The following is a 22949-nucleotide window of genomic DNA, read 5'->3' as shown; positions in this document are numbered from 1 at the left end:
TAGATATTTTACCTAAAAAGTCCTTAGTATTGGGTATTTTTAAGCTAAAAAAAAGGGATGGAAGTAAAAAACTCCCATCCCCTTGGTTAAATAATCTAGAAAATTATAGATTATTCTCTTTTTTATAATCTACGATGATATTATATACTTCATCTTTTAATTGTAGTTTTTCTTTTTTTAGCTTCTCAACTTCAAATTGATCCGCATGATTTTTTTCCATTTCTTGAATTTTTTCATCTAATTCATTATGCTTTTCAAACACTTTTATGAAGTGTGCATCTTTTTGTTTTAATTCTGTAATAACATCTCTGTATTCATGAAACATTGTCTTTATTCCTCTCTGTTTTAATTTAACTATATTATAACTATATAGGACTTAATTATATTTAAATTTTAGACTAATATTTTAAGTTCTGTAGTCTGCATTAATTTTTATATATTCATAACCAAGATCACAACCATAAGCAGTGAATTTTCCTTCACCTATTCCTAAGTCACATAAAACTTTATATTCACTATTTTTAAGTACCTGAACAGCTTTTGCTTCACAAATATCATCTAATAGAATCTCACCTTTATTATATACTATAACATCGTTATAAGAAATTACAAGTTTTGTTTCATCGCATTGTATTTGACTTGCACCTATAGTTGAAGCAATTCTTCCAAAGTTTGGATCTTCTCCATAAAGAGCTGTTTTTACTAATAATGAATTAGAAAGAGCTTTTGCTGCTGTTTGAGCTTCTTCATCATTTGCTGCATTTATAACTTCAAAGGCAACTGCTTTTTTTGCTCCTTCACCGTCTGCAACCATTAACATTGCCATATCATGCATTACAAGTCTTAATACTTCTTTGAAAGCTTCTTTATCATAAGCCTTAGATTTTTTATTTGCTAATAATAATACTGTATCATTTGTTGAAGTATCTCCATCAACTGAAATTGCATTAAATGTTGTATGGGAATTTACTTCAAGTAACTCTTTCATATCTTCTTTAGGAATTGAAGCATCTGTACAAATAAAACAAAGCATTGTTGCAAGATTTGGATTTATCATTCCTGCACCTTTTGAAACTGCTCCTATTTTAAAACTGCTTCCATCTTCTAATTTAACTTCATACATACAAGTTTTAGGATAAGCATCTGTTGTCATTATTGCTTCTGCTAGACTTTCTGCATTTTTTGAAGATAAATCAAAAGTATTAGCGCCTGCTATTATTTTTTCTTTTGGAATAGGATTTGCAATAACTCCTGTACTACTCATAATTGGATTTGTAATATCAAATTTTAAAGATGAAAAGATTTCATTTATATCATCAATTCCTTTTTGTCCTGTTAATGCATTTGCATTTTTAGAATTAATTAAAATAAAATTTGTTTGGAAATCTTTATCATACATTTGATAATGTCTAAGTGGTGCGGCTTGAAATTTGTTTTTTGTAAATACTGCTTCAACATCACAAAGTGTATCTGAATAAATAAAACCTAAATCTTTTTTTCCATTAGATTTTAATCCTGCACTAATCCCATCACAATAAAATCCATCAATTTGATCTAAATATCCTTTTATAGGTAAAATTGTAAACATCTTTAATATATCCTTATAAATCTTCTGGTTTTTCTTCTAAAGAGATAATTCTCTTTGCTCTAATAATTGATTTTTGATTTCCTACTAGCAAAAGTTTAGACTCAGCCGTAATTACTGTAGAACCTTTAGGCATTTGAATAAATCTTCCTTTTTTTTCTGTAATTCCAATAACTGAAACTTTTATCTTATCTCTTAATCTTAAATCTTTTATTTCTCTGTTTATTACCCATGAGTTTTCATTTACAAAAGCTTCTTCCATATCAATTGGAGTATCTCTTTTATATAAAAACTCTTCAAGTACATTTTCCATATCTGGTCTAATAGCCATTGCAGTAACCCTCTTTGCCATAAGAGAAGGTGTTGCTACAACTTTATCTGCTCCAAGTTTTTTTAATCTAATTTTTTCATTTTGTGTTTCAGCATTAGAAATGATTAAAAAAGGTGTTCTTCCAAGTTCCTTTTCATATAACCTTACAGAAGCAATCAAAGTAATATTGTTTGAAATATTTTTTGATAAAGAAATTGCACCTTTTGCAGAACTTAAATGAGCCTTTAAAAAAGCAAGTTCTTTATATGGTTCTTCTTTTACAAAATAAGGATAATTACAATCCTTTGCTATTTGTTCAATATCTTCACTTGGATCAACTACCACAAAGGGTATATGATTTTCATTGAACTGTTTTGCTAACTGAGCTGTGTATTCATTATGATAAAAAATCACAAAATGCCGTCTAAGCCTTGCTATTTTATAAAGCATATTTCTTTCCTTTATTAGCTTAAAAAGAGTACCGTTTGAAATTGTATTTATTAAAATACCCACTGAGAAAGTAAGTACTGCAAATCCTGCTAACATCAAGGTTACAGTAAAAACTATTCCTGCACTACTAAAATTTCCTTCATTTAAAGAACCAAAACCTGTAGTTGTAAAGGTATAGGCTGATTGAAAAATTGCATGCATAATTGAATAATCTTCAATATAAACATAACCAAATGTACCAATCATCAAAATCAGTTGTACTAAAATAAGGGGTAATCTAAAAGGTTTAAGTTGAGAATATATGACAGGATTTAAGTCATATTCTGGTTTAGCTGAACGTATCTCCCAGCCTAGAGCTTTTTTTATTCGTTTAAAAATGCCCATAAAAGCACTTTATCAGTGCTTTCTTATGAGTTCTTTTTAAGAGTTCTTAACTCTTTTGCAGAAATTTTGATTTTTCTAGTAGTACCATCTTCTAAAGTAACTCTAACAGTTCTTAAGTTTGGTAAAAATCTTCTTTTAGTCTTGTTATTTGCGTGACTTACGTTGTGACCAACCATAGGTCCTTTTCCAGATATTGCGCATCTTCTTGCCATTTTTATTTCCTTAAGTTTTTTTAGTGAAAAATATTCGCGTATTATATCTTAAATTGCTTAAGTTTTATTTAAATAAGAATCATTTTATTTTTTATCTTATTTTTGTATAATGTTTTAAATTATTTTTAAAAGGATTTTATTTTGTTACGAATATTAGTAAGTATTATTGTAAGCTATTCTTTCTTATTTTCTCTTGAACTACAAAGACCTAAAGTATATAAAGAACATATAGAAATAAAAAATTGGTTTATGAGTGAAAAACTAGATGGAATAAGAGCCTATTGGAATACAAAAGAGTTATTAACAAGAAAAGGTAAAAAAATTCATGTTCCAAAAGAGTTTTTAAAAAACTTTCCTAACTTTGAACTTGATGGAGAGTTGTGGACCAAAAGAAATGATTTTGAAAATATTCAAAGTATAGTTATGGATAAAACTCCTAGTAAAGATTGGAAAGAGATTACTTATAATATTTTTGAAGTTCCAAAGCAAAAAGGGAACTTTAGCCAAAGATTAGAGATTGCAAAAAAGTGGTTTGAAAGACATCATAATAAACAAGTAACAATAATACCTCAAATTAAAGTTAAAGACAAAGAACATTTAAATAGACTTTTACAAGAAATTATTTCAAAAAAAGGGGAAGGCTTAATAGTAAAAAATCCAAATAAATCTTATCATACAGGAAGAAGTTCACATATTTTGAAAGTAAAAGAAGCTCAAGATATGGAAGGGGAAGTTATAGGAATAAATATTTCAGAAAAAACAAAAGTTTTAAAAAGCCTAAAAGTAAAACTTGAAAATGGTATAGTTTTTAATTTAGGAACTGGCTTTACAAAAAAACAAAGAATAAATCCTCCAAAGATTGGAGAGATAGTAACTTTTAAGTATTATGGTTTTACAAAATATAAAAAACCAAAATTTGCTTCTTTTTTAAGAGTTAGAAAAGATTAAATTGAAGTTATAACTTCATTTACCTTTTCCAATGATTTTTCCAAAGTATGTTCTAAAGCTATATTTCTATTTTGTTTTTTTATTAATTTTAAATCAGCTTTATTTTGTAAAAGTGCATCGACTTTAAATTGCATACTTCTATCAAGGGGACTTTCCATCATTGCAAATACATCAACTAACTCTTTTGCAGGATTAGTTGCAGGAACAAATACAGCACATTTGCAAAACATTGCTTTAAGAACATTTGAGGCAAAATTTTTACTATGTGTTGGTAAAATAAAAATATCACTTGCTAAAAAAAGTTCATCTTTTCTTTCATAATTATCTAGCAATAAGATTTTATCTTCTATATTTATTTTAGATAATTGGAATTTTAAACTTGTGATTTGTTTTTTATCCCCTTCTATTACAGCTATAAAATCCTGTGCATTTAACTGTAAAATAGTAGAAATAAACTCTTTTACTCCAGAGGTTTTAAAGTTTTTTCCAGTAAAAAATATAATCTTTTTTTTAGGGTCAATATTTTGTTCTTCACAAAATTTTTGTTTTATTTCTTTTGGTTTTTTATATTCTATATTAATACTAGGATATAAAACCTCTACTTTGTCAAGATTAGTTTGTAAAACTCTAAGAAGTTGATGATGAACGGTTTGAGAGTTTACAAAAACTTTTTTTGCTTTTTCAATATTTTCTAAAGCTTCTTTATCAAATTCTCCACTATGAAAATAGATATCTGCAAACTCTTTTTTTCCTAAAACTTTTGAAAAAAAAGATGGCTTTTTTAACTCTTTTATATTTTCTTGTTCTAGTAGTTTACTGATAAAAAAAGTTCTTTTCTTGTAGTTTATTGTTAGCATTTATTTCTTTCGTAAAGTTTTTTCTATATATTTTAAAGTATTATTTATAATATTAATCAAAAATAAAGAGTATTCAAGTACCTCATCAAAAACATCTATTAATTCATCATCAATATATTCATGAACAATAGTATTTCTAATATCTTTCATCATTCTTATTTCATCAACAGAGTCAAAAAGTTCCCTTTTATGAGCATTATTTACAACATCTATTAATGTTCCTTGATTTTCAAATTCATACTCATCAAGAGTTCTAAATATTTTTCTAATTAAAAAATCAATACTTCTACTATATCTACTACATAAAGTTTCAAATTTTCCAAATTCATCAATACTATATTCATTTTTAATACCTATATTAAAACATTCATTGTATGAAGTTTCAAGCCAAAATAATTGTTTTTTTAAAAGATTGTAGTCATTTTCTAATTTTTCTATCATCATAATAAAACAGCCTTTTTTAAAATATGCTTTATAAATGGATTCTTAAAAGAGCCATCATCTAAAACTATATCTAATTTTTGTTCTCCAAACTTTTTAAAAAACTCTATTCTAAACTTTCTTATATCTTTTTTATTAGCTGTATTTGAAACAATTAGTAAATCAATATCTCCACCTTTTTTAGAGTCATCAATTCTACTACCAAAAAGATATAATTTTCCTGTTTTTATAATAGTTTTAAAACTATCTTTTAAAAAAGTTATCTCTTCTTTTTTTAGTCTCATTTCAAGCCTTTAAAAATAAGTTTATTTACGATAACTCATTATCTATTAATTGGCAAATTGTGTGTCCAAAAAGAATATGCATTTCTTGTATTCTTGGAGTATCATTTGAAGGAACAACTAAATTGATATCACAATAATCATTCATAGCACCCCCATCTCTTCCACTAAAACCAATAATTTTACAGCCTATTTCTTTTCCTACTTTGAAAGCATTTATTACATTTTTTGAATTTCCTGAAGTTGAAATTCCAAGTAATAAATCTCCTTCTTGTGCTAAAGATTCAACTTGTCTATCAAAAACCCTATCATAACCATAATCATTTCCTATTGCAGTTAATGCACTTGTATCTGTTGTAAGAGCTATTCCAGGAAGCCCTCTTCTTTCAGTTTTATATCTTCCTGTAAGTTCTGCTGCAATATGTTGTGCATCTGCTGCACTTCCACCATTTCCAAAAAATAAGATTTTATTTCCATTTTTTAGTGTTTCAACAGCTAGTTTTGAAGCCTCTTCTAAAGGAGAAGCCATAGTTTCTATTACTTTATTTATAGTTTCAAGATGACCTTGAAACTCTTTTTCTATTACATTTCTCACTTTTCTGCCTTCTTTATTTTTTCTATAGTTTTTGTTGTACTTTTGCCATCAACAAATTCAACTAATTTTGTTTGTTTTGCAATATCACTTCCAACTACTTCTTTGCCTTCATAATCTGCACCTTTTACTAGAATATCAGGTTCAACTGTTTTTATAAGTTCATAGGGAGTATCTTCATCAAAAATTACTACATAATCTATACACTCTAAAGCTGAAAGAATATAAGCTCTATCATCTTGGGTATTTATTGGTCTATTTTCACCTTTTAATCTTTTTACACTAGCATCAGAATTTAAACCTAAAATTAGTACATCACCAAAAGATTTTGCAATATTTAAATAACTTACATGACCTTTATGTAAAATATCAAAACAACCATTTGTAAAAACAACTTTTTTACCTTGTTCTTTTAATCTTTTTGATATTTTTTCAATATCTTCTTTTGTTTTAATATGAAGTTCAATAGAACTTTTATGTAAACTTGCTTTATACTCTTCAATTTCATCAAGAGTTGCAGTAGCACTTCCTATTTTACCAACTACTACCCCTGCTGCTAGATTTGCAAATTCTACTGAGTCAAAAATATTATAATCTAAACTTAAAGCAAACCCTAAAGAAGCTAAGACTGTATCCCCTGCTCCTGTTACATCATAAACTTCCCTTGCAACTGTAGGTTTTACTGTAACCTCATCATTTTCTAAAATTGCAATTCCATTTTCACTAAGAGTTATTAATGATACTCCAAGGTTTGAGTCTTCTTTTAATTTTTCTAAGGCTTTTTTTAAATGCGTATCATTGTCTATTTCTATTTTTGAAGCTACTTGTGCTTCTTTTTTATTTGGTGTTAAAAGATATGCTCCTTTATACTTTGAAAAGTCATCTCCTTTTGGGTCTACTAAAACTTTTTTATTGTATTTATTTGCATAAGAGATTACTTTTTCTAGAAGCTCACGAGTAAGAACTCCTTTATTATAATCAGATAAAAGAACAATATCATAACTATTTATTTTCTCTTGGAATTTCTCAAAAAGTGCTTTTACACTTGTAGGAGAAATTGAGTTTTTACTTTCTTTATCATATCGTACAACTTGAGAGTGAGAAGCCATAAGTCTAGTTTTTCTTGATGTTTTTCTTCCTACTTGTTCTACTAAAAAAGTTTTTACACCTTGTTCATCAAGCATTGATTTTACTTCTATACCTACTTCATCGTTTCCAAGAACTGACATAACAGCAACATTTGAACCAAGGGCAACTAGATTACTGATTACATTACCTGCTCCACCTAGAACTCTTGTTTCTTTTTTTATATCAACAATTTGAACTGGTGCTTCAGGAGAAATTCTCTCACAAGATCCCCAAAGATATTCATCTATCATTAAATCACCAATAACTAAGATATTTGGCTTTTTATTTATTTTTATCATCTTCTTTTCTTTTCTTCAAATTTTCATATATACTATTGTTTTCTCTTTTGCCTACACTTAATACTAAAATAACTATTTCTTCATCTTTTACTTCATAGGCAAGTCTATATCCTACACTTCGTAGCTTGATTTTATACACATTTTCATAGCCACTTAATTTATCTTTTGGAACTTTTGGATTTTCAAGTCTTTGTTTTAACTTTTTTTGAAATTGTATTTTTATACTTAAATCTAATTTATTCCACTCTTCTAAAGCTTTAGGTTTAAAATCAAGATAATAACTCATCTATATTTACTCTTACTGGTTTTTCATTATCTTTTAATCTTTCTTCAACTTCTTGGGCTAAATAATAATCATCTATAATATCCATCATTTTTTCATAAAGTTCACTTGGAACTAAATAAGCACTTGGAACATTATGATTTAAAATAGCTATAGCTTCATTACCTGAATCTTTTAAAAGTTGACTCGGTGATTTTTTAAGTTCTGTTATACTTGCTGTATAGTTTGAAAAAATAGCTTGCATATATTTTCCTTTTTAGTACTTTATTTAATACTTAATATTATACTTTTTAACATCTTTTTTGTCAAATAGCTCTATTTGCTTTTATAATTATTCTGTAATTTCATCAAAAAGTTCTTTTATTTCTTCAATTTCACGAATACTTAAACTAGCTAGCTTTTCTATAAATCTACTGTTATCAATAGCTCTAATCTGAGTGATAATCAAATCAGAATCTTCTTTAAGTTTTTCTCTTTTAGTTATTCTAAATCTGATAGGTTCTGAATCGTCAATCAAATATGTTGAAAGAGGAAAGACAATAGTTGTAGGATAAGCCCTTTCATTTAATTCATTATTTTGAAATACAACAGCAGGTCTAATTTTTCCTATTTCATTTGATTTTTTAATGGGATTAAAATTAACTAACCAGATATCACCTTTAGATAGTATCACTAATAGTTCCCTCAAGATTTAAATACTCTTTTTTATCTATTTCTTTTGTTTTCTCAACTGCATTTTTGATTCTTGATTTTTTATTATCTTGAATACTATTTGAATAAAATTCTATAGCTTCTCTAATCACATCACTCTTTTTTTTATTCAATGTTTTAGATAAGTTATTTAACTTTTTCTCTAAACTATCATCAAGTCTAACTGTAGCTGTCATGAATACTCCTTTGTATTTATGTAATACAGTATTATATCACAAAAAAAAGATAAATAAAATCTACTTTTTAAACTCTGATTCAAACAGTCTTTTGATTTCTGGGATATAGGCTTTTATCCCGTCTTCCATAGTAAATCTTGGTTCATAGTCTAAGTTTGCTATTGTAGTATCAATATTTGCTTGGGTAAAAAACTGATAAGAACCTACAAATGGATTTGGTATATATTCTTTTCCATTGTCTATTTCTAATTCTTTTTGTAAAATATTTACAATATCTTCAAAACTTCTAGCAAGTCCAGTACCTACATTATAAACACCAGATTTTTTTGGGCTAGCTGCTTTTATATTTGCTTGAATTACATCTTCTATATAAACAAAGTCCCTTAAGATTTTATCACTTCCTTCAAAAAGTTTTGGTGTTTTTCCAGCTAAAATTTGATGTCCAAATTGTACTACCATAGAAGCTGTTTTATTTTTGAAAAATTCTCTTGGACCATATACATTAAAGTATTTTAATCCTACGATTGAAATATCAACACCTTGTTTAAGATATTTATATGAGATATTATCCATCATAACTTTTGAAAAACCGTATACATTGTTTGGCGATTCAAAACCTACTTCAAATCTGTCACTATCTCCATAAGTTGCACCTGAACTTGCATAAATCATATTTGCTTTATGTTTAATTGCAATTTTAAGTAAATCTTCATAGGCATTAACATTTGTTTGAATCATTAAGTCTTGTTCTTGAACTGTAGTATCTGAAATCGCTGCTTGATGAAAAATATAATCAAAAGAATAAGAGTTTTCTAAATCTTTTAAAAGTTCTTTGTCATTTATATTTCCACTTATAACTGTTCCTTGAAAACCTAAAAGATTTTTAAAGTGTCCAAAGCTTTTAAGGTTTCCATTTGAAAAAGTCTCGCCACTTCTAAAACAATCAAGGGCTATAATATTTGCTTGGGGGTAATTTTCTTGAAAATAGAAACAAAGGTTAGAACCTATGAATCCTGCAGCACCTGTTATTAGTATATTTTTATTGTTAAAATCTATATTTGTATATTTCATAATATTTTCTCTCTTTATTTAAAAGGTAATATTTTAACAAAATTTTTATTAATTCAACTTACTACTATCTACTTTGCTCCTATTTTCATAAAAACTACTTTTATTGTTTTCATAAAAATTGTAAAATCCAACCATAATGACCAATTTTGAATATACCAATTGTCTAATTCTAATCTTTGTTCAAAGGTTAAATCATTTCTTCCACTTACTTGCCAAAGTCCTGTAATACCTGGTTTTACTTGGAAAATTATATTTTGATTATCAAGTCCAATTTTATCTAGTTCATTTAACATATAAGGTCTAGGTCCTATTAAATTCATATCTCCTCTTAATATATTAAAAAACTGGGGAAGTTCATCTAAAGAAGTACTTCTTAAAAACTTACCAACTTTTGTTATTCTTGGGTCATTTTTATATTTATGATATTTTTCATAATATTCTACTTCATCAGGATTTTCTTCTAAATATTTTTTTAGAAGAGCATCACTATTTTCATACATTGTTCTATATTTATAACAAGAAAAATCTTTAGAGTTTTTTGTAAACCTTTTTTGCTTAAATCTTGCACTTCCTTTAGAATCAAGTTTGATTAAAACAACAATAAAAAGGTGTAAAAATAAAATAAAAGGAGCTAATAAAACAACTAACATTTTTTCAAAGATTGCTTTTATTATTATATTTTTATAGTTTAATAATTTATTTTCAATATGAATTGCTGATAATCTAATATTAGAATAGTTTACAATAGAAACATAAGTAAAGTCAATATTGTCAACATAAGGAATAATATAAATATCTTTTGTTTTTTTACTGAACTTCTTTATTGCTTTTTGCAGTTCATTTACAGTAAACTTTTTTGAAGAGATTAAAACCATATCATATTTGGAATCATTTGGAATAAATCCAAAATACCAGTTTAACTCTATTTCTTTTTTTATCATTGAATACTCTGGTTCATTTGCTAATATTTTTACTTTTATTTTAAAAATATCAAATTTAAATAATACTTTTTTAAATATTCTTTTAAAAAAAGGCACTAAAAAAGCAGCAAATAAGAAAAAAAGTATAAATACTGCCCTTGAATAATCATTTGATATTCTTGTAAGTGTTATTACTATTAAAATAGTTGCAAAAGATAAAAAAAGTCCCTTTAAAACTCTTTTTGTATCACTCCAAAAATCATATCTTATAAAATATATTTTTTCATATGCAAAAATAGTAAGGATTAAAAGTAAAACCCAATAATATTTATCAATTTCATCAAAAGAAAAAGTAGGGAAAGTTCTTGGAAAAAAATTAGTTCTAAATTCTACAGCTAATTGTAAAGATAAAATTAGTGCAAAAATATCTACTAAAACTATTAAAATAATATATAAGATAAAATTGAAGTTTAATTTATTTGTTTTCATAATAGAATTATACATGATATTATTATCAAGCTTGATTAATTTTACTTTCTATAAAATCTTTTATTTCTTTTTTAAATCTATCCTCACAATAGTTTTGAACACTTTGTGAAATTTTTTTATAATCAAAATTTATTGACTCAAATTTTTTCACTGCATTTAAAATATCTTCTATTGTTTGCTCTTGAAAATGAATTCCTGAAAAACCATCTTTTACTGTTTCTGCTGTTCCTCCATAATTTAAAGCAATAACAGGTGTTCCACAAGACATTGCTTCAATAGGAACAATACCAAAATCTTCAATAGCAGCATAAATAAAAGCTTTTGCTTTTTGCATATATTCTATTAATTGTTCTTGTTTTTGATAACCTAGAACTTGAATATTATCTTTTGCAATTTTTTTTATAGAATTATAATCTTCGCCCTCGCCTATAACTATAAGTTTTTTTTCAGGCATTTCATTAAAAGTTTCAACAATAAGTTTTGTTTTTTTATAAGGAACTAACCTTGAAGCAGTAAGATAATAATCACTTTTATCTAAACATAAAGTATACTTACTTGTATCTACAGGAGGATAAATAACTTTTGCATTTCTTTTATATGTTTCATTTATTCTTTTTTCTACAAATTTAGAATTTGCTATAAAGTAATCTACTCTATCTAATGTTTTTATATCCCATTTTTTTATATATTGTAAAGTTTGTTCAACTAAAAATTTTTTAGGTTGTATTAAATTTGAAGTATATTCATCATATAAATCCCAAGCATACCTAATAGGAGTATGACAATAACAGATATGAATTTGATTTTTGTGAGTTTTCACCCCTTTTGCAACAGCCCAAGAAGAACTTATGATTAAATCATATGTTTTTAAATCAAAACTTTCAATTGCTTTTGTAAAAAAAGGTAAATAATTTCTAAATTTATTTTTTGAAAAAGGCAAGTTTTGAATAAATGAAGTGTTGACTTTTTTATTTCTTATTATCTCTTCTCTTTGTTTATGGGATAAGAAATTAACTAAAGAAAACAAATCAGCTGTAGGATATAGTTCAAGTATACTTTTTAAAACTTTTTCTGCACCAGCATTTGTCACAAGCCAGTCATGCACTACAGCTATTTTCTTCATTTATCCAACATTTTAAGTAATGTTTCTTCAAAGTTAAATTGTTTAACCTCTCCTATAAGATTAAAAAGTTTAAAAGGAGAACCTGTTAAACTTTTAATTTCATCTTTTCTTACAAATTCTTGATTAACTCTAATTTCAATATTATGATTTGTAATTTTTTTTAAAAGAGCAATTATATCTAATAATTTAATTCCACGACCAGAACAGATATTTACAATTTCTTCTGAAGCTTTACATTCTAAAAGTTTTTTATAAGATTCACACACAAAATCTATATCATTAAATTCTCTAATAACATCTAAATTTCCAAGTTCAATAAAATCTTTTTTTTCTTTAAAGTGCTTAACTATTTTTGGAACTAAAAAATGTTCTGCTTGTCCTTGCCCAGTATAATTAAAAGGTCTTGTTATTATTATCGATAGTTTATCAAAATATCCACTTGCTAAACATTCCATTGAGTATTTACTAGCTCCATAATGGTTTGCTGGTTTAGGACATAAAGATTCATCTAATACTTCCAAGCCTTGATTACCATAAACTGTTGCACTACTTGCAAGGATAATTTTTTTGGGTTTTTGTTTTAAAGATAATAAAGTTTCAAGGATATTTATAGTTCCTATAGTATTTATTTTATAAAAATCTTCATTGTTTCCATGGGCTGCAAAAGATACTCCTGAGAGATGAATTAAATAATCAGGCTTTACTATATTTAACACTTCTGAAATATTTTCTTTTTGGGTAATATCACATTTGTATTTTTTGTTTGTACTTTTTGATAAAGTTGTTCCATAGACATCATAGTTATCTTTTTTTAGATATGAAGCTAGATGTACCCCAGTAAAACTATCTATACCTATTATTAAAACTTTTTTCATTTTAGAAAGAAAACCCTAATTTATTTCTTCTTAAATCTTCTTTTATCATCATTGAACAAAGTTCTTCCAAAGTGCATTTAGCTTCCCAACCTAAAACTTCTTTTGCTTTTTGGGCATTTCCTATTAATAAGTCTACTTCTGCTGGTCGATAAAATTTAGGATTTACTTTTACTAAAGTTTTTCCTGTTTTTCTATCTACTGCAATCTCATTTTCATCACTACCAATAAACTCCACTTCTATATCAACTGCCTTAAAAGCTAAGCTTACAAAGTCTCTTACTGTCTCCGTTCTATTCGTTGCTAAAACATAAGTATCTGGATTCTTGGCTTGAAGCATAAGATACATTCCTTCTACATAATCTTTAGCAAAACCCCAATCTCTTTTTGCATCCATATTACCTAACTCTAGACAATCAAGTTTACCTAATTTTATTTTTGCAACTGAATCTGTAATCTTTCTAGTAACAAACTCTTGACCTCTTAAAGGAGATTCATGATTAAATAAAATTCCACTACATGCAAAAATATTATATGACTCACGATAATTTATAACCATCCAATGAGCATAAAGTTTTGCCACACCGTAAGGACTTCTTGGATAAAAAGGAGTTTTTTCTGTTTGAGGTACTTCTTGAACTTTTCCAAACATTTCTGAAGTACTTGCTTGATAAAATTTTATTTTAGGATTTACTATTTTAATAGCTTCTAATAAATGAACACAACCTAATCCTGTAATATGTGTAGTAGTAATTGGTTGTTCAAAAGATACCCCAACAAAACTTTGTGCAGCAAGGTTATAAACTTCATCAGGTTGTATTTTTTGAATCATACTAATAGAATTTGATAAATCAGTCAAATCATATTCTACCAAATGCAAATTTTTATGATTTTTTATATTTAACTCTTCAATTCTCCAAAAATTAACTGAAGCAGTTCTTCTATATGTGCCATATACTTCATAACCTTTTTCTAACAAAAATTGTGCTAAATATGCACCATCTTGTCCTGAAATTCCCGTAATAATTGCTTTTTTCACTACTTACCTTTATATTATATTATCTATTAATTCTATTCTTTGAAAATTATTAGTTACTTTTAATAAACCTGCATAAGAATCAATTAAACTTGATAAAGAATCAACATATGAAAACTTTATTTCATCTAATTTACTTTGCGCCTCATATAAATCAATAATACTTTTTAAACCTTTATCATATGCTTGTTTTATAGAATCTAAATAAAGATTTGCTGATTTTAAAGAAGTCTTATATAAAATCAATGACTCAACTGCTGCTTCAAATTCACTTTTATACTCTTCAAACTCAATTTTTGTTCTTTTTTGAGCTAATTTAAGCTCTTCTAGTGTTGCATTATATTGTAGTTCTGAAGCTTTAACTCTTGAACGTACTGCTCCACCTTGATAAATTGGGATATTTAAAACTACCATATATCTAGCTGTATCTTCATAATCAGCTGCTTTATCAGGAGAATAATATTTTGTATAACTTGCATCAAATGAAAGTTTAGGCAAGTGAGCATCAAAGGCATTATTTAAAACACTTTTAGAAAACTCTTTTGAAGCTTTAGCTTCTTGTACATCTAAACTTGATAAATAAATATCTTCGCCTCTGATAATCTCTTTTAACTTTTCTAGTTTCTCTAAACTAATATCATAGTTAATCATAGGTAATGTAAAATTAGATAACTCTATTAATTGTTCTAAACTATTTTTAGCAATTTTTAAAAGTTGTTTTTCTTTTCTTAATTCTATTTTTGCCGTATTATAATCAACTTCAGCTTTTAACATATCCATCTTAGTCATCAAACTTAAATTATGTTTCTTTTTTGCAGCATCATTTAAATATTTAAAATACATTGTTTTAGACTCAAGCAAAGATGTTCTGTTTTGAATTTTAAATATTCTTATATAACTTTCAAATACTTCTAAAAACAACTCTTGTTTATTTTTTTGAAACTCTATATCAGAAAGTTTTACTCTTTGCTTTTCCATTTCAATTTTAGAATACAATTCTGGATCATAAATACTTTGATTTAAAGAAATACTATAATCTAAACTTCTTTCTCTTTCACCATCATCCCTTCTATTTAATAATTCATTCATATGACTATATCTATTTCCATATGAAATTTTTGAAGAAAGCTGTGGGTATAAACCAGCTTTTGCTTGTGTTACACCCTCTTTGTTCGATTGAAAAGTATATTTAGACGATAGTATTTTGTTTGATTTAGCTAATGCTAAGTCATATGCTTTTGAAAATGTTAAATTTTGAGCATATAAACTTGAGCAAAAGATACTTAAAAGTAAAACAAAAACACTATTCTTCATTAAATCCCCTTGATAACATATCACTAAATGGTTTAACAAAATAACTAAAGGCTGTTCTATTTCCAATATTAATCATAACTTCAGCAGGCATACCAGAAACAAGTACAAATCCATACTCTTGTAATTGTTCTTTTCCTTTTTCAGTTACTTCAATTTTTGCTTCATAATAAGGATTCCCTGATTGTTCATCTACAAAGCTATCTGCTGATACATGAATTACTTTTCCTTCTACTACATGTGCTATTTGAAGATTAAATGCGGAAAATCTAATATCTGCATGTAAACCAACTTTTACTTTATCAATATCTGTTGTTTGAACTTTTGCTACTACAATCAATTTTGTATTTTCAGGAACAACTTCAAGAATATCTGAACCTGGTTTAATTACTGCACCTTGTGTATGTAAGTTAAGTCCTACAACTGTTCCATCAATAGGAGAATATACGTCTGTCCTTCTTAATCTATCTTTAGTAGTAGTTATTTTTTGTTTCAAATCTTCAATATTTGATTTTGCTTTTACAAGAGTTTCTAGATTTTCATTTTTAAAATTTTTTTCTCTTAAAAGTTGTTCTATTTTTACTTCTTGTATTTGTTCTTTAAGTCTTGCAATTTCAGATATTGTATTAGAAATATCACCTTCAATAGAATTTTTTTCTCTTTTTAGTTCTCGCACCTTTAGTTTATCAACAAGTTTTTCTTTTAATAATTCTTCCCATTCAACTATTTCTTCACTTATTGAAGCTAATCTTTGTTTTTTACTTTTTAAAAGAGATGATAAACCCTTAATTTGATTATTTAACTGAATAATTTTATTTTTTGAAATAGCTTTTTCATCTAAATTTCTTTTTCTATAAGTTTGAAAAATATTTCTTTGATTAGCAATTACATTTTGATTAACTAACTCTTTTGGAAAAACAACCTTGTCTTTTTCTTCATCTAAAGCTTTTGTTCTTGCATGAACTCCTAAAGCATCTTGATATTGAGAAGTCAAAATTTGCAACTCTGCATTATATTGAATATCATCAAGCTTAATTAATAAATCACCTTTTTTTACGCTATCCCCATCTTTTACATAAATATTTTTTACAATTCCACCTTCTAAATGCTGAACTGTTTTTTTGTCAATATCTGCTGAAACTTTCCCAACTGCTACAGAAGAAGCTGCTAATGGAGCTAAAACCATCCAACCTCCAAAAATAACAAAAACTACAATAATCACACCTAATCCAAAAGATATAACTTTTGAAGTATCATGTGAAGGCATACTAAGACTATCATTCATACTTAACTCCCTGGCTTACTAAGTGAAATTTTGGGTTGTTGTGCAGCACTTGCTTTTTGTGCTTGGGCTGCTCGTTGTTGAGCCTGAGCCTGAGCTTCTTGTTGTGCTGGAGTATTATTCCCTGAGATTTTTGCTAAAACTTCTTTTGATGGTCCATAAAGCTCTAACGCACCTTGTTTCATAAAAGCTATTTTATTTGTAACTTGTAAAATTGATGGTCTATGAGTAATTAATACTACTGTTGTACCATTTTGTTTTAATAATTGAATTGCTTTAACTAAAGAAAGTTCACCTTGGTCATCTAAATTTGAATTAGGTTCATCAAGAACTACTAATACTGGATTGTCATAAATTGCCCTTGCAAAACCTATTCTTTGTTTTTGACCACCTGATAAAGAAGCTCCACCAGCTCCTAATCTTGTATCATAACCTTCTGGAAGCCTTAAAATTAACTCATGTACTCCAGCTTTTTGAGCTGCTGCTACAACTTTGTGGGAATCAACTTCATTAAATCTTGCAATATTCTCAGCAATAGTTCCTTCAAATAGTTCCACATCTTGAGGTAAATATCCTATAAATCTTCCTAAGTGTTCTTTGTCCCATTGATGAATATCTGCACCATCAAGTCTTACTTTTCCTTGTAAAAGAGGCCAAATTCCTAAAATAGCCCTTGCCAAAGAAGATTTTCCAGCTGCACTTTGTCCAATTATTCCTACAACATCACCTTTTTCGATTTTCATTGAAACTCCAGTTAAAGATGGAGCTTTTGCTCCAGGGGGAATTAAAACCAAATGTTCTAAAAGTAATTCTCCTTTAGGTGCTGGTAGTTCCATATACTCTTTTTCTTTTGGAAAATCTTCTAATAATTCATCAAGTCTTTCATAAGAATCCCTTGCAGAACTAAAACCTTTCCAAGAATTAGTTATCAAATCAATTGGAGCTAAGGCTCTACCCATAATAATAGAACCTGCAATCATCATACCAGGGCTAACTTCCATATTAATAGCTAAATATCCACCAAGTCCTAACATCATAGATTGGAACATCATTCTTGATATTTTTGAAATATTTGACCAAACACCTGCTTTATTACTAGCGTCATTTTGTGCATTTAAAAAACCAAAATATCTTTCTTGCCAACTTTTTCTAATAGCACTTTTCATACCCATGGCATTTACAACTTCTGCATTTCTTAAGTTTGAATCAACATAAATACTTGAAGCCCTACTCAAATTATTTGATTCTGCTAACTTTTCTTTAGTTACATATTCATTTATAATTGCAAAAGAAAGTAAAACAATAGCTGCAAAAATAGCAAAAAACCCAAAATATGGGTGAAACATAAATAATACAGCAAGATAAATAGGAATCCAAGGAGCATCAAAAAATGCAAAAAGACCATTTCCTGTCATAAACTGTCTAATTTGTGTTAAGTCAGATAAAGGAGTTGAATTTGCTTTTCCTGGAAACTTATTAGCAAAATCAAAAAGAATATCAAATACCCTTTGACTTAAAAGACTATCTATCTTATTTCCGATTCTTATTAGAAGCTTTGAACGTACAATTTCTAATAAAGCCATTGTAATAAATAGTACAATTACAATTCCTGTTAGAAAATATAGTGTTTCTTCACTTCTACTTGTGATTACCCTATCATATAATTGAAGCATATATAATGGTGGTACTAGCATTAGTAAGTTTATAAATAAACTAAAAAAGCCTGCTATAAAAAACGATTTTTTTGAGTCTAAAATTGCATTTTTTAATTCTTTTAATCTTTCATCTTTTTTTGGATTATTATTTGGCGAAGCCATTCAATTCCTTTCTATTTTTGTCTTTGGTTTGCAAGTTGAAATAAAGTATTTATATTATCAAGAGATTTTAAGTGTAAATCAATAAATGAGATAATACCTCTTCTTACCCAAGAAGCTAAAATATCATCACTTAGTTTATTAAGCTTTTCTTTATCCACTACTTTAAAACCACTTAATAATACTTTTTTTTCTTCACCTTCACCAACAGAAATTTCTCTATCTTCTAAAATTCCACTTTTAACTATTTCTTCTACTATTTTTTTTGTCATTAATACAGTATTCTCATTGTCAGATAAAAATTTAATAGCATTTTCTAAAAGTTCTGATTGAGAGCCATCTTTTTTAAATAGTTGTCGTCCTTTTGTTTTAGAAACTAAAGAAGCATCTTCATCAATCATAACTATTTTTTGTTCTGGGTTATCTCTCACAGCTGCCATTGAAAATGGATATTTTCTTAAAGAGATAGGAATATAATTTGTGATCCATTTACCCTCTTCATTTATTGCTAAGTTTCCATTTCCTAAAGAAGTTATTGCAACTAAAGTTGATGCCTCATCACTATTTATAAAAACAACAGGAAAACTTTTACCTACTGCTCCTAATTCATTTACCATTACAGGGATAGAAGACATATCTTTTGCAAAGAATAAATCTTTCATTTCTGAAACTTTTAAAGTTTTATGTTTTTCTTTATCTAAAATCTGTAAATTTTTGTACATTTTTATATCCTTTTTTGTTTTTTTTGGTCTTCCTCTTTTTTTTGATTGAAGAGCTAAACCTAAGTTGTTTTCAAGTTTTTGAATAAACTTTTTTGTTGCTGTGATTTTTTGTTTTTCTAAGCAATTTAATATAAAGTCATCTTTTTCTTTATTGTTTTGTTCAAAAAAAACTTTATATTTTTTTATTCTTTGCTCTTGAGTAAAGCCTAATTTTTTATATTTATCATGATAAATAACTATATTGTCTTTTTTATCAAATAAATTTTTATTCAAACTTGAATAATTGGTTTTTACTCTTCTTTCAATAAAAGACATTACATCAAAAAGGTAAGTATTAAACTCCACCAATGAAGATTTGTATCTACCTTGCCATAAAGTACCACTTCTTTCATACTTTTTATTAAAGTAACTTACATAAAGTCGTCCTAAGGTTTGCATAAATTTTGGGATAGATTCAATATTCTTTGAAGTAGCTAAAAACTCAAAATATTCTGTGTCTAAAATATATGAGTGGATTTGTACATTGTAAGTTTTACTATACTGAGAAACAAGCTCCAAAAAGAACTCTTTGTCAATATCTTTTTTAAATACATTCATATCACTTAAACAATTTAACAAAATATGATATGTCATATTTTCTATAAATATTCTTTGTTTTTTAGCCAATAACTACTCTTTTAATTAAAATTATTAAAATAGTATAGGAAAACAGCTTTAAAAAAGATTAAATCACTCGTAATGTATTTTTTATAAAATAAATTGGGGTCAGAGTGATTTAAATAGTTTATGCTATATTGTAGTCATCATCAATAATAGTCCTAACAGCTGTAAGTGTGCTTGTATTATCCCCAAGACTTCCATAAGAAGGATTTGTAACATCTAAATAGAAAGTTTCATTTCCTTCTGAAATATTATCTCCTAAAACTTCTACTGGTATAATAACTTGTGACTCGTCTTTATATAAAGTTATAACTCCTGATGTTGCAATATAATCTTCACCTGCCGTTGCTGAACCATCTCTTGTGGTATAGTTTAAAGTAATATTTTCTGAAACATTATCTCTATCTTCTAAAAACTCTAGAAGAAAATAAGCATAAGAAATATCACCCTCATCTGCTTCTAAGATTTCTGTTTGAACTTCATCTCTTGAAGTAGGAGCATTTTCATAACCTTCTCTAATTGTTTTATCTATCCATTCAGAATAGTAACTTACCCTTTGCCAAGCTCCAATCTCTCCAAAACTTGAATCAATTATATTATTCACATCAAGCTCATTAAAGTTTGAAGAAAGAGAAACTGTATAAGAAGCTATACCAGCTATTAAACCATCTATAAAAGCTGGACCACCACTATCTCCACTTGCAATCATTCCTTCTGTAGTTCCATTTCCTAAATCATTAATATTTAAAAGATATCCTAAAGCATCATTTGAAGTATATCCACTATCAAAATCTGCAGCTAATATAGAACTTTGTAAAGGATCCCAAGATAAGTTAGTTTTAGAAGATAAATCAATAGAATAAAAATCAGCTTCAAAGGTATTTGTAGTTTTTAATTTTAGAATTTCAGTTTCATATTCTAACTTTCCAGTTGAACCTGAACCATAAGCTCCATATCCTACCATTGTAAAATTACTACCTAGTTCATCATCTCCTCTGTAAATATCATATCTTTCATAAAAAGCAGAGGGATTTTCATCTACAGTTAAAATTGCTATATCACCGTTTGAATTTAAAGAATCATAGTAATCATATATATTTAAAGTTGCACTATAAGCTTGTGTACCCCAAGCAGTATCGAAGTAAACTGTAATATTATCAGTATTGTATCCTTCAAAAATATGAGCAGCTGTTAAAATAGAACGACCATCATAAAGCAAAGCACCTGTTCCATAACTTTCTGTATTTGACACTCTTACAACAGCATTATAAGAATCTGTATAATTAGTTTGGTATATATAACTTCTATAGTCATTTAAATAAGTAGTCATATTAATTCTCCATTTATTTAATGTGTATAACTATATCGTTGTTTTGTTTAAAAGGTATTAGTGCAATAAATAAGATAGGAAATAAAATGGTGCCTGACACCTATATATATATTGGCTCCACTGATTTGTTATCTTATTCTCCATAATGTGACCACATTCTAGAAATTCTTACTTTCTTTTCATCTTCTTTTACTTCATAAACCAGTCTATGTTGAATATTTATTCTTCTGGAATAGGAACCATTTAAGTTTCCTACTAATTTTTCATAAGGAGGTGGGTTTTGAAATGGATCTTTTCTTATTATTTCAATAAGCTCTTTAGCTTTTTTATCTAAATTAGCACTTGATAGTTTTTTGGCATCTTTTAATGCTAATTTACTATAAAGTATTTTATACTCTACCATTCAATATCTTCACTAAACTCACTATCATCTGCATTCATAGACTCTTGAATTGAAGAAGCCATATTTGGTATAGAATTTAAATATAATGTTTCTTCTATTGCATTCCAGTCTTCTTGAGAAAGCATAACTACATTGTTTCTTTTTCCCGTAATAAGTACTGGTTCATGAGTTTGTGCTGTTTCATCCATTATATTGTAAATATCTGCTCTAACTTGACTTACGGACATAACTCGTGGCATGGTTAACCTTTTTATTTATTTACTATATTGTACTAAATATCGTACGTTTTGTCAATAAAATGGGATCTGACCCCAATATTGTTTAATTAAATCTGATTTTTTCTAAAGAAAAATATATAAAATAAGATAAATCAAGAGAAATATAAATTATTTTCTTGTTATAATAGTTTTATTATTATACTAATCATTAAGGTGAAATATGGCATTTACAGAAAATCAGAAAATTGTTGCAGAGTATTATATTGCTTCATTAGGAAGGTCTCCTGATGTTGAAGGTTTAAACTTTTGGGCGGGAAAACTTGACTCAAATGAGATGACAGTAAATCAAGTAAGAGATATGTTTTTAGACAAATCTATTCCTGAAGTTGCTGCTAGGTTTCCTGAAAATCAAGACTCTTTAACTACTGTTTCAAATATATATGAAAATGTTTTTGGTAGAGAAGGTGATGTTGAAGGACTTAATTATTGGGCAAATAGATTAGATGGTTCTATTGATGGGTTTGAACCTTTAGGTGAAAACGAGTTAATTACAATAATGATTAATACTGCTAAAGATCCTCAAAATTATATTGATGGAGCTTATCTTCAAAATAAACTTAATAATGCAGAAAACTCTTATTTAGAGGAACAAAACATAGACTACATAGTCACAAATGGGACATTTACAAATGCTAGTAATACTGATGTTATTTTACAAGATTTCGCTTTTGATATAAGTGGAACATTTAGTGGCTATGGAGAAACATTTTCATTTGATATGGAAGGTTCACTAGAAAATGGTTTTTATATAAGAGGGAATGGAGAAGAAGAATTTATAGCAGGTTATAATTTTCCAGACCAAATAATATATGAAAATGAATCATTTTATTTTAATGACTTTTTACCAACAAGTGTTTATGAAGATATACCTGATGTATCAGGACAAATGACTATGGAAGTCTCATTGATAACTAATGTAGGAACATTTACTGATGAGACGATAGGATACTTTTAATAAGTAAATAAATATAATAAATAATT

At 27.2% G+C, this 22949-nt stretch carries 27 protein-coding genes; 2 read left to right on the top strand and 25 right to left on the bottom strand.

The window, feature by feature from the left end:
• Positions 1 to 103 precede the first annotated feature (103 nt).
• From CP965_RS11155 to rpmB, 4 genes are all read right to left on the bottom strand, one after another.
• On the bottom strand, positions 104 to 325 hold the full coding sequence (locus CP965_RS11155; RefSeq protein WP_129062183.1) for a YdcH family protein: 222 nt from the start codon (positions 323 to 325) through the stop codon (positions 104 to 106).
• A gap of 81 nt (positions 326 to 406) precedes the next feature.
• Positions 407 to 1588 (bottom strand): bifunctional glutamate N-acetyltransferase/amino-acid acetyltransferase ArgJ, encoded by a 1182-nt coding sequence (argJ, locus tag CP965_RS11150; protein ID WP_129062182.1) that lies wholly within the window; start codon positions 1586 to 1588, stop codon positions 407 to 409.
• A gap of 13 nt (positions 1589 to 1601) precedes the next feature.
• A complete protein-coding gene (locus CP965_RS11145) occupies positions 1602 to 2729 on the bottom strand; it encodes a potassium channel family protein (RefSeq protein ID WP_129062181.1) in 1128 nt (375 codons plus the stop codon).
• A gap of 23 nt (positions 2730 to 2752) precedes the next feature.
• Complete coding sequence (rpmB, locus tag CP965_RS11140) at positions 2753 to 2941, bottom strand: 50S ribosomal protein L28 (protein ID WP_129062180.1); 189 nt, start codon at positions 2939 to 2941, stop codon at positions 2753 to 2755.
• Between the two features lie 141 nt (positions 2942 to 3082).
• Here rpmB and CP965_RS11135 point away from each other — a divergent pair, with 141 nt between their 5' ends.
• Positions 3083 to 3889: a DNA ligase gene (locus CP965_RS11135; RefSeq protein WP_228712715.1), complete on the top strand. Its 807-nt coding sequence runs from the start codon at positions 3083 to 3085 to the stop codon at positions 3887 to 3889.
• Here the strand turns inward: CP965_RS11135 and CP965_RS11130 are convergent.
• From CP965_RS11130 to CP965_RS11030, 21 genes are all read right to left on the bottom strand, one after another.
• On the bottom strand, positions 3886 to 4746 hold the full coding sequence (locus tag CP965_RS11130) for a glycosyltransferase (RefSeq protein ID WP_129062178.1): 861 nt from the start codon (positions 4744 to 4746) through the stop codon (positions 3886 to 3888). The two genes, CP965_RS11135 and CP965_RS11130, sit on opposite strands and share 4 nt — an antisense overlap.
• Entirely contained in the window at positions 4747 to 5190 is a 444-nt protein-coding gene (locus CP965_RS14250; protein ID WP_206732296.1) for a hypothetical protein, read from the bottom strand.
• On the bottom strand, positions 5187 to 5471 hold the full coding sequence (locus tag CP965_RS11120) for a nucleotidyltransferase domain-containing protein (protein WP_129062177.1): 285 nt from the start codon (positions 5469 to 5471) through the stop codon (positions 5187 to 5189). Before CP965_RS11120 ends, CP965_RS14250 begins: the two co-directional genes overlap by 4 nt.
• A 25-nt stretch (positions 5472 to 5496) precedes the next feature.
• The gene (gene gmhA / locus CP965_RS11115) at positions 5497 to 6063 is read right to left on the bottom strand and encodes a D-sedoheptulose 7-phosphate isomerase (RefSeq protein WP_129062176.1); all 567 of its coding nucleotides are present in this window, start codon (positions 6061 to 6063) and stop codon (positions 5497 to 5499) included.
• Positions 6060 to 7487 carry a D-glycero-beta-D-manno-heptose-7-phosphate kinase gene (gene rfaE1 / locus CP965_RS11110; protein ID WP_129062175.1) on the bottom strand — a complete coding sequence of 476 codons (1428 nt, stop codon included), beginning with the start codon at positions 7485 to 7487 and terminating at the stop codon, positions 6060 to 6062. The genes gmhA and rfaE1 overlap by 4 nt, the downstream gene beginning before the upstream one ends.
• Positions 7471 to 7773, bottom strand: a complete 303-nt coding sequence (locus tag CP965_RS11105; protein ID WP_129062174.1) for a type II toxin-antitoxin system RelE family toxin — start codon at positions 7771 to 7773, stop codon at positions 7471 to 7473. The genes rfaE1 and CP965_RS11105 overlap by 17 nt, the downstream gene beginning before the upstream one ends.
• The gene (locus CP965_RS11100) at positions 7757 to 8014 is read right to left on the bottom strand and encodes a type II toxin-antitoxin system Phd/YefM family antitoxin (RefSeq protein ID WP_129062173.1); all 258 of its coding nucleotides are present in this window, start codon (positions 8012 to 8014) and stop codon (positions 7757 to 7759) included. Before CP965_RS11100 ends, CP965_RS11105 begins: the two co-directional genes overlap by 17 nt.
• An 87-nt stretch (positions 8015 to 8101) precedes the next feature.
• Positions 8102 to 8443, bottom strand: a complete 342-nt coding sequence (locus CP965_RS11095) for a type II toxin-antitoxin system PemK/MazF family toxin (RefSeq protein ID WP_129062172.1) — start codon at positions 8441 to 8443, stop codon at positions 8102 to 8104.
• Positions 8430 to 8657 carry a ribbon-helix-helix protein, CopG family gene (locus CP965_RS11090; RefSeq protein WP_129062171.1) on the bottom strand — a complete coding sequence of 76 codons (228 nt, stop codon included), beginning with the start codon at positions 8655 to 8657 and terminating at the stop codon, positions 8430 to 8432. Before CP965_RS11090 ends, CP965_RS11095 begins: the two co-directional genes overlap by 14 nt.
• Positions 8658 to 8717: 60 nt before the next feature.
• On the bottom strand, positions 8718 to 9728 hold the full coding sequence (gene rfaD / locus CP965_RS11085) for an ADP-glyceromanno-heptose 6-epimerase (protein WP_129062170.1): 1011 nt from the start codon (positions 9726 to 9728) through the stop codon (positions 8718 to 8720).
• Between the two features lie 68 nt (positions 9729 to 9796).
• Positions 9797 to 11137, bottom strand: a complete 1341-nt coding sequence (locus CP965_RS11080) for a sugar transferase (RefSeq protein ID WP_129062169.1) — start codon at positions 11135 to 11137, stop codon at positions 9797 to 9799.
• Between the two features lie 25 nt (positions 11138 to 11162).
• A complete protein-coding gene (locus CP965_RS11075; protein ID WP_129062168.1) occupies positions 11163 to 12260 on the bottom strand; it encodes a glycosyltransferase in 1098 nt (365 codons plus the stop codon).
• Positions 12257 to 13135: an NAD-dependent epimerase/dehydratase family protein gene (locus CP965_RS11070; protein ID WP_129062167.1), complete on the bottom strand. Its 879-nt coding sequence runs from the start codon at positions 13133 to 13135 to the stop codon at positions 12257 to 12259. The genes CP965_RS11075 and CP965_RS11070 overlap by 4 nt, the downstream gene beginning before the upstream one ends.
• Before the next feature lies 1 nt (position 13136).
• Positions 13137 to 14171, bottom strand: a complete 1035-nt coding sequence (gene gmd / locus CP965_RS11065; protein ID WP_129062166.1) for a GDP-mannose 4,6-dehydratase — start codon at positions 14169 to 14171, stop codon at positions 13137 to 13139.
• A 9-nt stretch (positions 14172 to 14180) separates the two neighbouring features.
• Positions 14181 to 15482 carry a TolC family protein gene (locus CP965_RS11060; RefSeq protein WP_129062165.1) on the bottom strand — a complete coding sequence of 434 codons (1302 nt, stop codon included), beginning with the start codon at positions 15480 to 15482 and terminating at the stop codon, positions 14181 to 14183.
• Complete coding sequence (locus CP965_RS11055; protein ID WP_129062164.1) at positions 15472 to 16764, bottom strand: HlyD family type I secretion periplasmic adaptor subunit; 1293 nt, start codon at positions 16762 to 16764, stop codon at positions 15472 to 15474. Before CP965_RS11055 ends, CP965_RS11060 begins: the two co-directional genes overlap by 11 nt.
• Positions 16765 to 16766: 2 nt before the next feature.
• A complete protein-coding gene (locus CP965_RS11050; protein ID WP_129062163.1) occupies positions 16767 to 18578 on the bottom strand; it encodes a type I secretion system permease/ATPase in 1812 nt (603 codons plus the stop codon).
• 11 nt (positions 18579 to 18589) lie between these two features.
• Positions 18590 to 19963 (bottom strand): SapC family protein, encoded by a 1374-nt coding sequence (locus CP965_RS11045; protein ID WP_129062162.1) that lies wholly within the window; start codon positions 19961 to 19963, stop codon positions 18590 to 18592.
• A gap of 118 nt (positions 19964 to 20081) precedes the next feature.
• Positions 20082 to 21287, bottom strand: coding sequence for a Calx-beta domain-containing protein (locus tag CP965_RS11040; RefSeq protein ID WP_129062161.1), 1206 nt, complete (start codon positions 21285 to 21287; stop codon positions 20082 to 20084).
• Between the two features lie 133 nt (positions 21288 to 21420).
• A complete protein-coding gene (locus CP965_RS11035; RefSeq protein ID WP_129062160.1) occupies positions 21421 to 21690 on the bottom strand; it encodes a Txe/YoeB family addiction module toxin in 270 nt (89 codons plus the stop codon).
• Entirely contained in the window at positions 21684 to 21929 is a 246-nt protein-coding gene (locus CP965_RS11030) for a type II toxin-antitoxin system Phd/YefM family antitoxin (protein WP_129062159.1), read from the bottom strand. The genes CP965_RS11035 and CP965_RS11030 overlap by 7 nt, the downstream gene beginning before the upstream one ends.
• Before the next feature lie 199 nt (positions 21930 to 22128).
• Between CP965_RS11030 and CP965_RS11025 the strand changes: the two genes are divergently transcribed.
• Positions 22129 to 22923 carry a DUF4214 domain-containing protein gene (locus CP965_RS11025; protein ID WP_129062158.1) on the top strand — a complete coding sequence of 265 codons (795 nt, stop codon included), beginning with the start codon at positions 22129 to 22131 and terminating at the stop codon, positions 22921 to 22923.
• Positions 22924 to 22949 lie beyond the last annotated feature (26 nt).

Source organism: Halarcobacter mediterraneus (assembly GCF_004116625.1).
GTDB classification, from domain to species: Bacteria; Campylobacterota; Campylobacteria; order Campylobacterales; family Arcobacteraceae; genus Halarcobacter; species Halarcobacter mediterraneus.
The sequence above is the reverse complement of the archived record's forward strand: the minus strand, read 5'-3'. Positions and strand labels throughout refer to the sequence as shown.

What these genes read in the sequence shown, in the direction of transcription:
- CP965_RS11155 (WP_129062183.1), bottom strand. Translation starts at nt 325, where the DNA reads ATGTTTCATGAATACAGAGATGTTATTACAGAATTAAAACAAAAAGAT.
- argJ (WP_129062182.1), bottom strand. Translation starts at nt 1,588, where the DNA reads ATGTTTACAATTTTACCTATAAAAGGATATTTAGATCAAATTGATGGA.
- CP965_RS11145 (WP_129062181.1), bottom strand. Translation starts at nt 2,729, where the DNA reads ATGGGCATTTTTAAACGAATAAAAAAAGCTCTAGGCTGGGAGATACGT.
- rpmB (WP_129062180.1), bottom strand. Translation starts at nt 2,941, where the DNA reads ATGGCAAGAAGATGCGCAATATCTGGAAAAGGACCTATGGTTGGTCAC.
- CP965_RS11130 (WP_129062178.1), bottom strand. Translation starts at nt 4,746, where the DNA reads ATGCTAACAATAAACTACAAGAAAAGAACTTTTTTTATCAGTAAACTA.
- CP965_RS14250 (WP_206732296.1), bottom strand. Translation starts at nt 5,190, where the DNA reads ATGATGATAGAAAAATTAGAAAATGACTACAATCTTTTAAAAAAACAA.
- CP965_RS11120 (WP_129062177.1), bottom strand. Translation starts at nt 5,471, where the DNA reads ATGAGACTAAAAAAAGAAGAGATAACTTTTTTAAAAGATAGTTTTAAA.
- rfaE1 (WP_129062175.1), bottom strand. Translation starts at nt 7,487, where the DNA reads ATGATAAAAATAAATAAAAAGCCAAATATCTTAGTTATTGGTGATTTA.
- CP965_RS11105 (WP_129062174.1), bottom strand. Translation starts at nt 7,773, where the DNA reads ATGAGTTATTATCTTGATTTTAAACCTAAAGCTTTAGAAGAGTGGAAT.
- CP965_RS11100 (WP_129062173.1), bottom strand. Translation starts at nt 8,014, where the DNA reads ATGCAAGCTATTTTTTCAAACTATACAGCAAGTATAACAGAACTTAAA.
- CP965_RS11090 (WP_129062171.1), bottom strand. Translation starts at nt 8,657, where the DNA reads ATGACAGCTACAGTTAGACTTGATGATAGTTTAGAGAAAAAGTTAAAT.
- rfaD (WP_129062170.1), bottom strand. Translation starts at nt 9,728, where the DNA reads ATGAAATATACAAATATAGATTTTAACAATAAAAATATACTAATAACA.
- CP965_RS11080 (WP_129062169.1), bottom strand. Translation starts at nt 11,137, where the DNA reads ATGAAAACAAATAAATTAAACTTCAATTTTATCTTATATATTATTTTA.
- CP965_RS11075 (WP_129062168.1), bottom strand. Translation starts at nt 12,260, where the DNA reads ATGAAGAAAATAGCTGTAGTGCATGACTGGCTTGTGACAAATGCTGGT.
- CP965_RS11070 (WP_129062167.1), bottom strand. Translation starts at nt 13,135, where the DNA reads ATGAAAAAAGTTTTAATAATAGGTATAGATAGTTTTACTGGGGTACAT.
- CP965_RS11060 (WP_129062165.1), bottom strand. Translation starts at nt 15,482, where the DNA reads ATGAAGAATAGTGTTTTTGTTTTACTTTTAAGTATCTTTTGCTCAAGT.
- CP965_RS11055 (WP_129062164.1), bottom strand. Translation starts at nt 16,764, where the DNA reads ATGAATGATAGTCTTAGTATGCCTTCACATGATACTTCAAAAGTTATA.
- CP965_RS11050 (WP_129062163.1), bottom strand. Translation starts at nt 18,578, where the DNA reads ATGGCTTCGCCAAATAATAATCCAAAAAAAGATGAAAGATTAAAAGAA.
- CP965_RS11040 (WP_129062161.1), bottom strand. Translation starts at nt 21,287, where the DNA reads ATGACTACTTATTTAAATGACTATAGAAGTTATATATACCAAACTAAT.
- CP965_RS11035 (WP_129062160.1), bottom strand. Translation starts at nt 21,690, where the DNA reads ATGGTAGAGTATAAAATACTTTATAGTAAATTAGCATTAAAAGATGCC.
- CP965_RS11030 (WP_129062159.1), bottom strand. Translation starts at nt 21,929, where the DNA reads ATGCCACGAGTTATGTCCGTAAGTCAAGTTAGAGCAGATATTTACAAT.
- CP965_RS11025 (WP_129062158.1), top strand. Translation starts at nt 22,129, where the DNA reads ATGGCATTTACAGAAAATCAGAAAATTGTTGCAGAGTATTATATTGCT.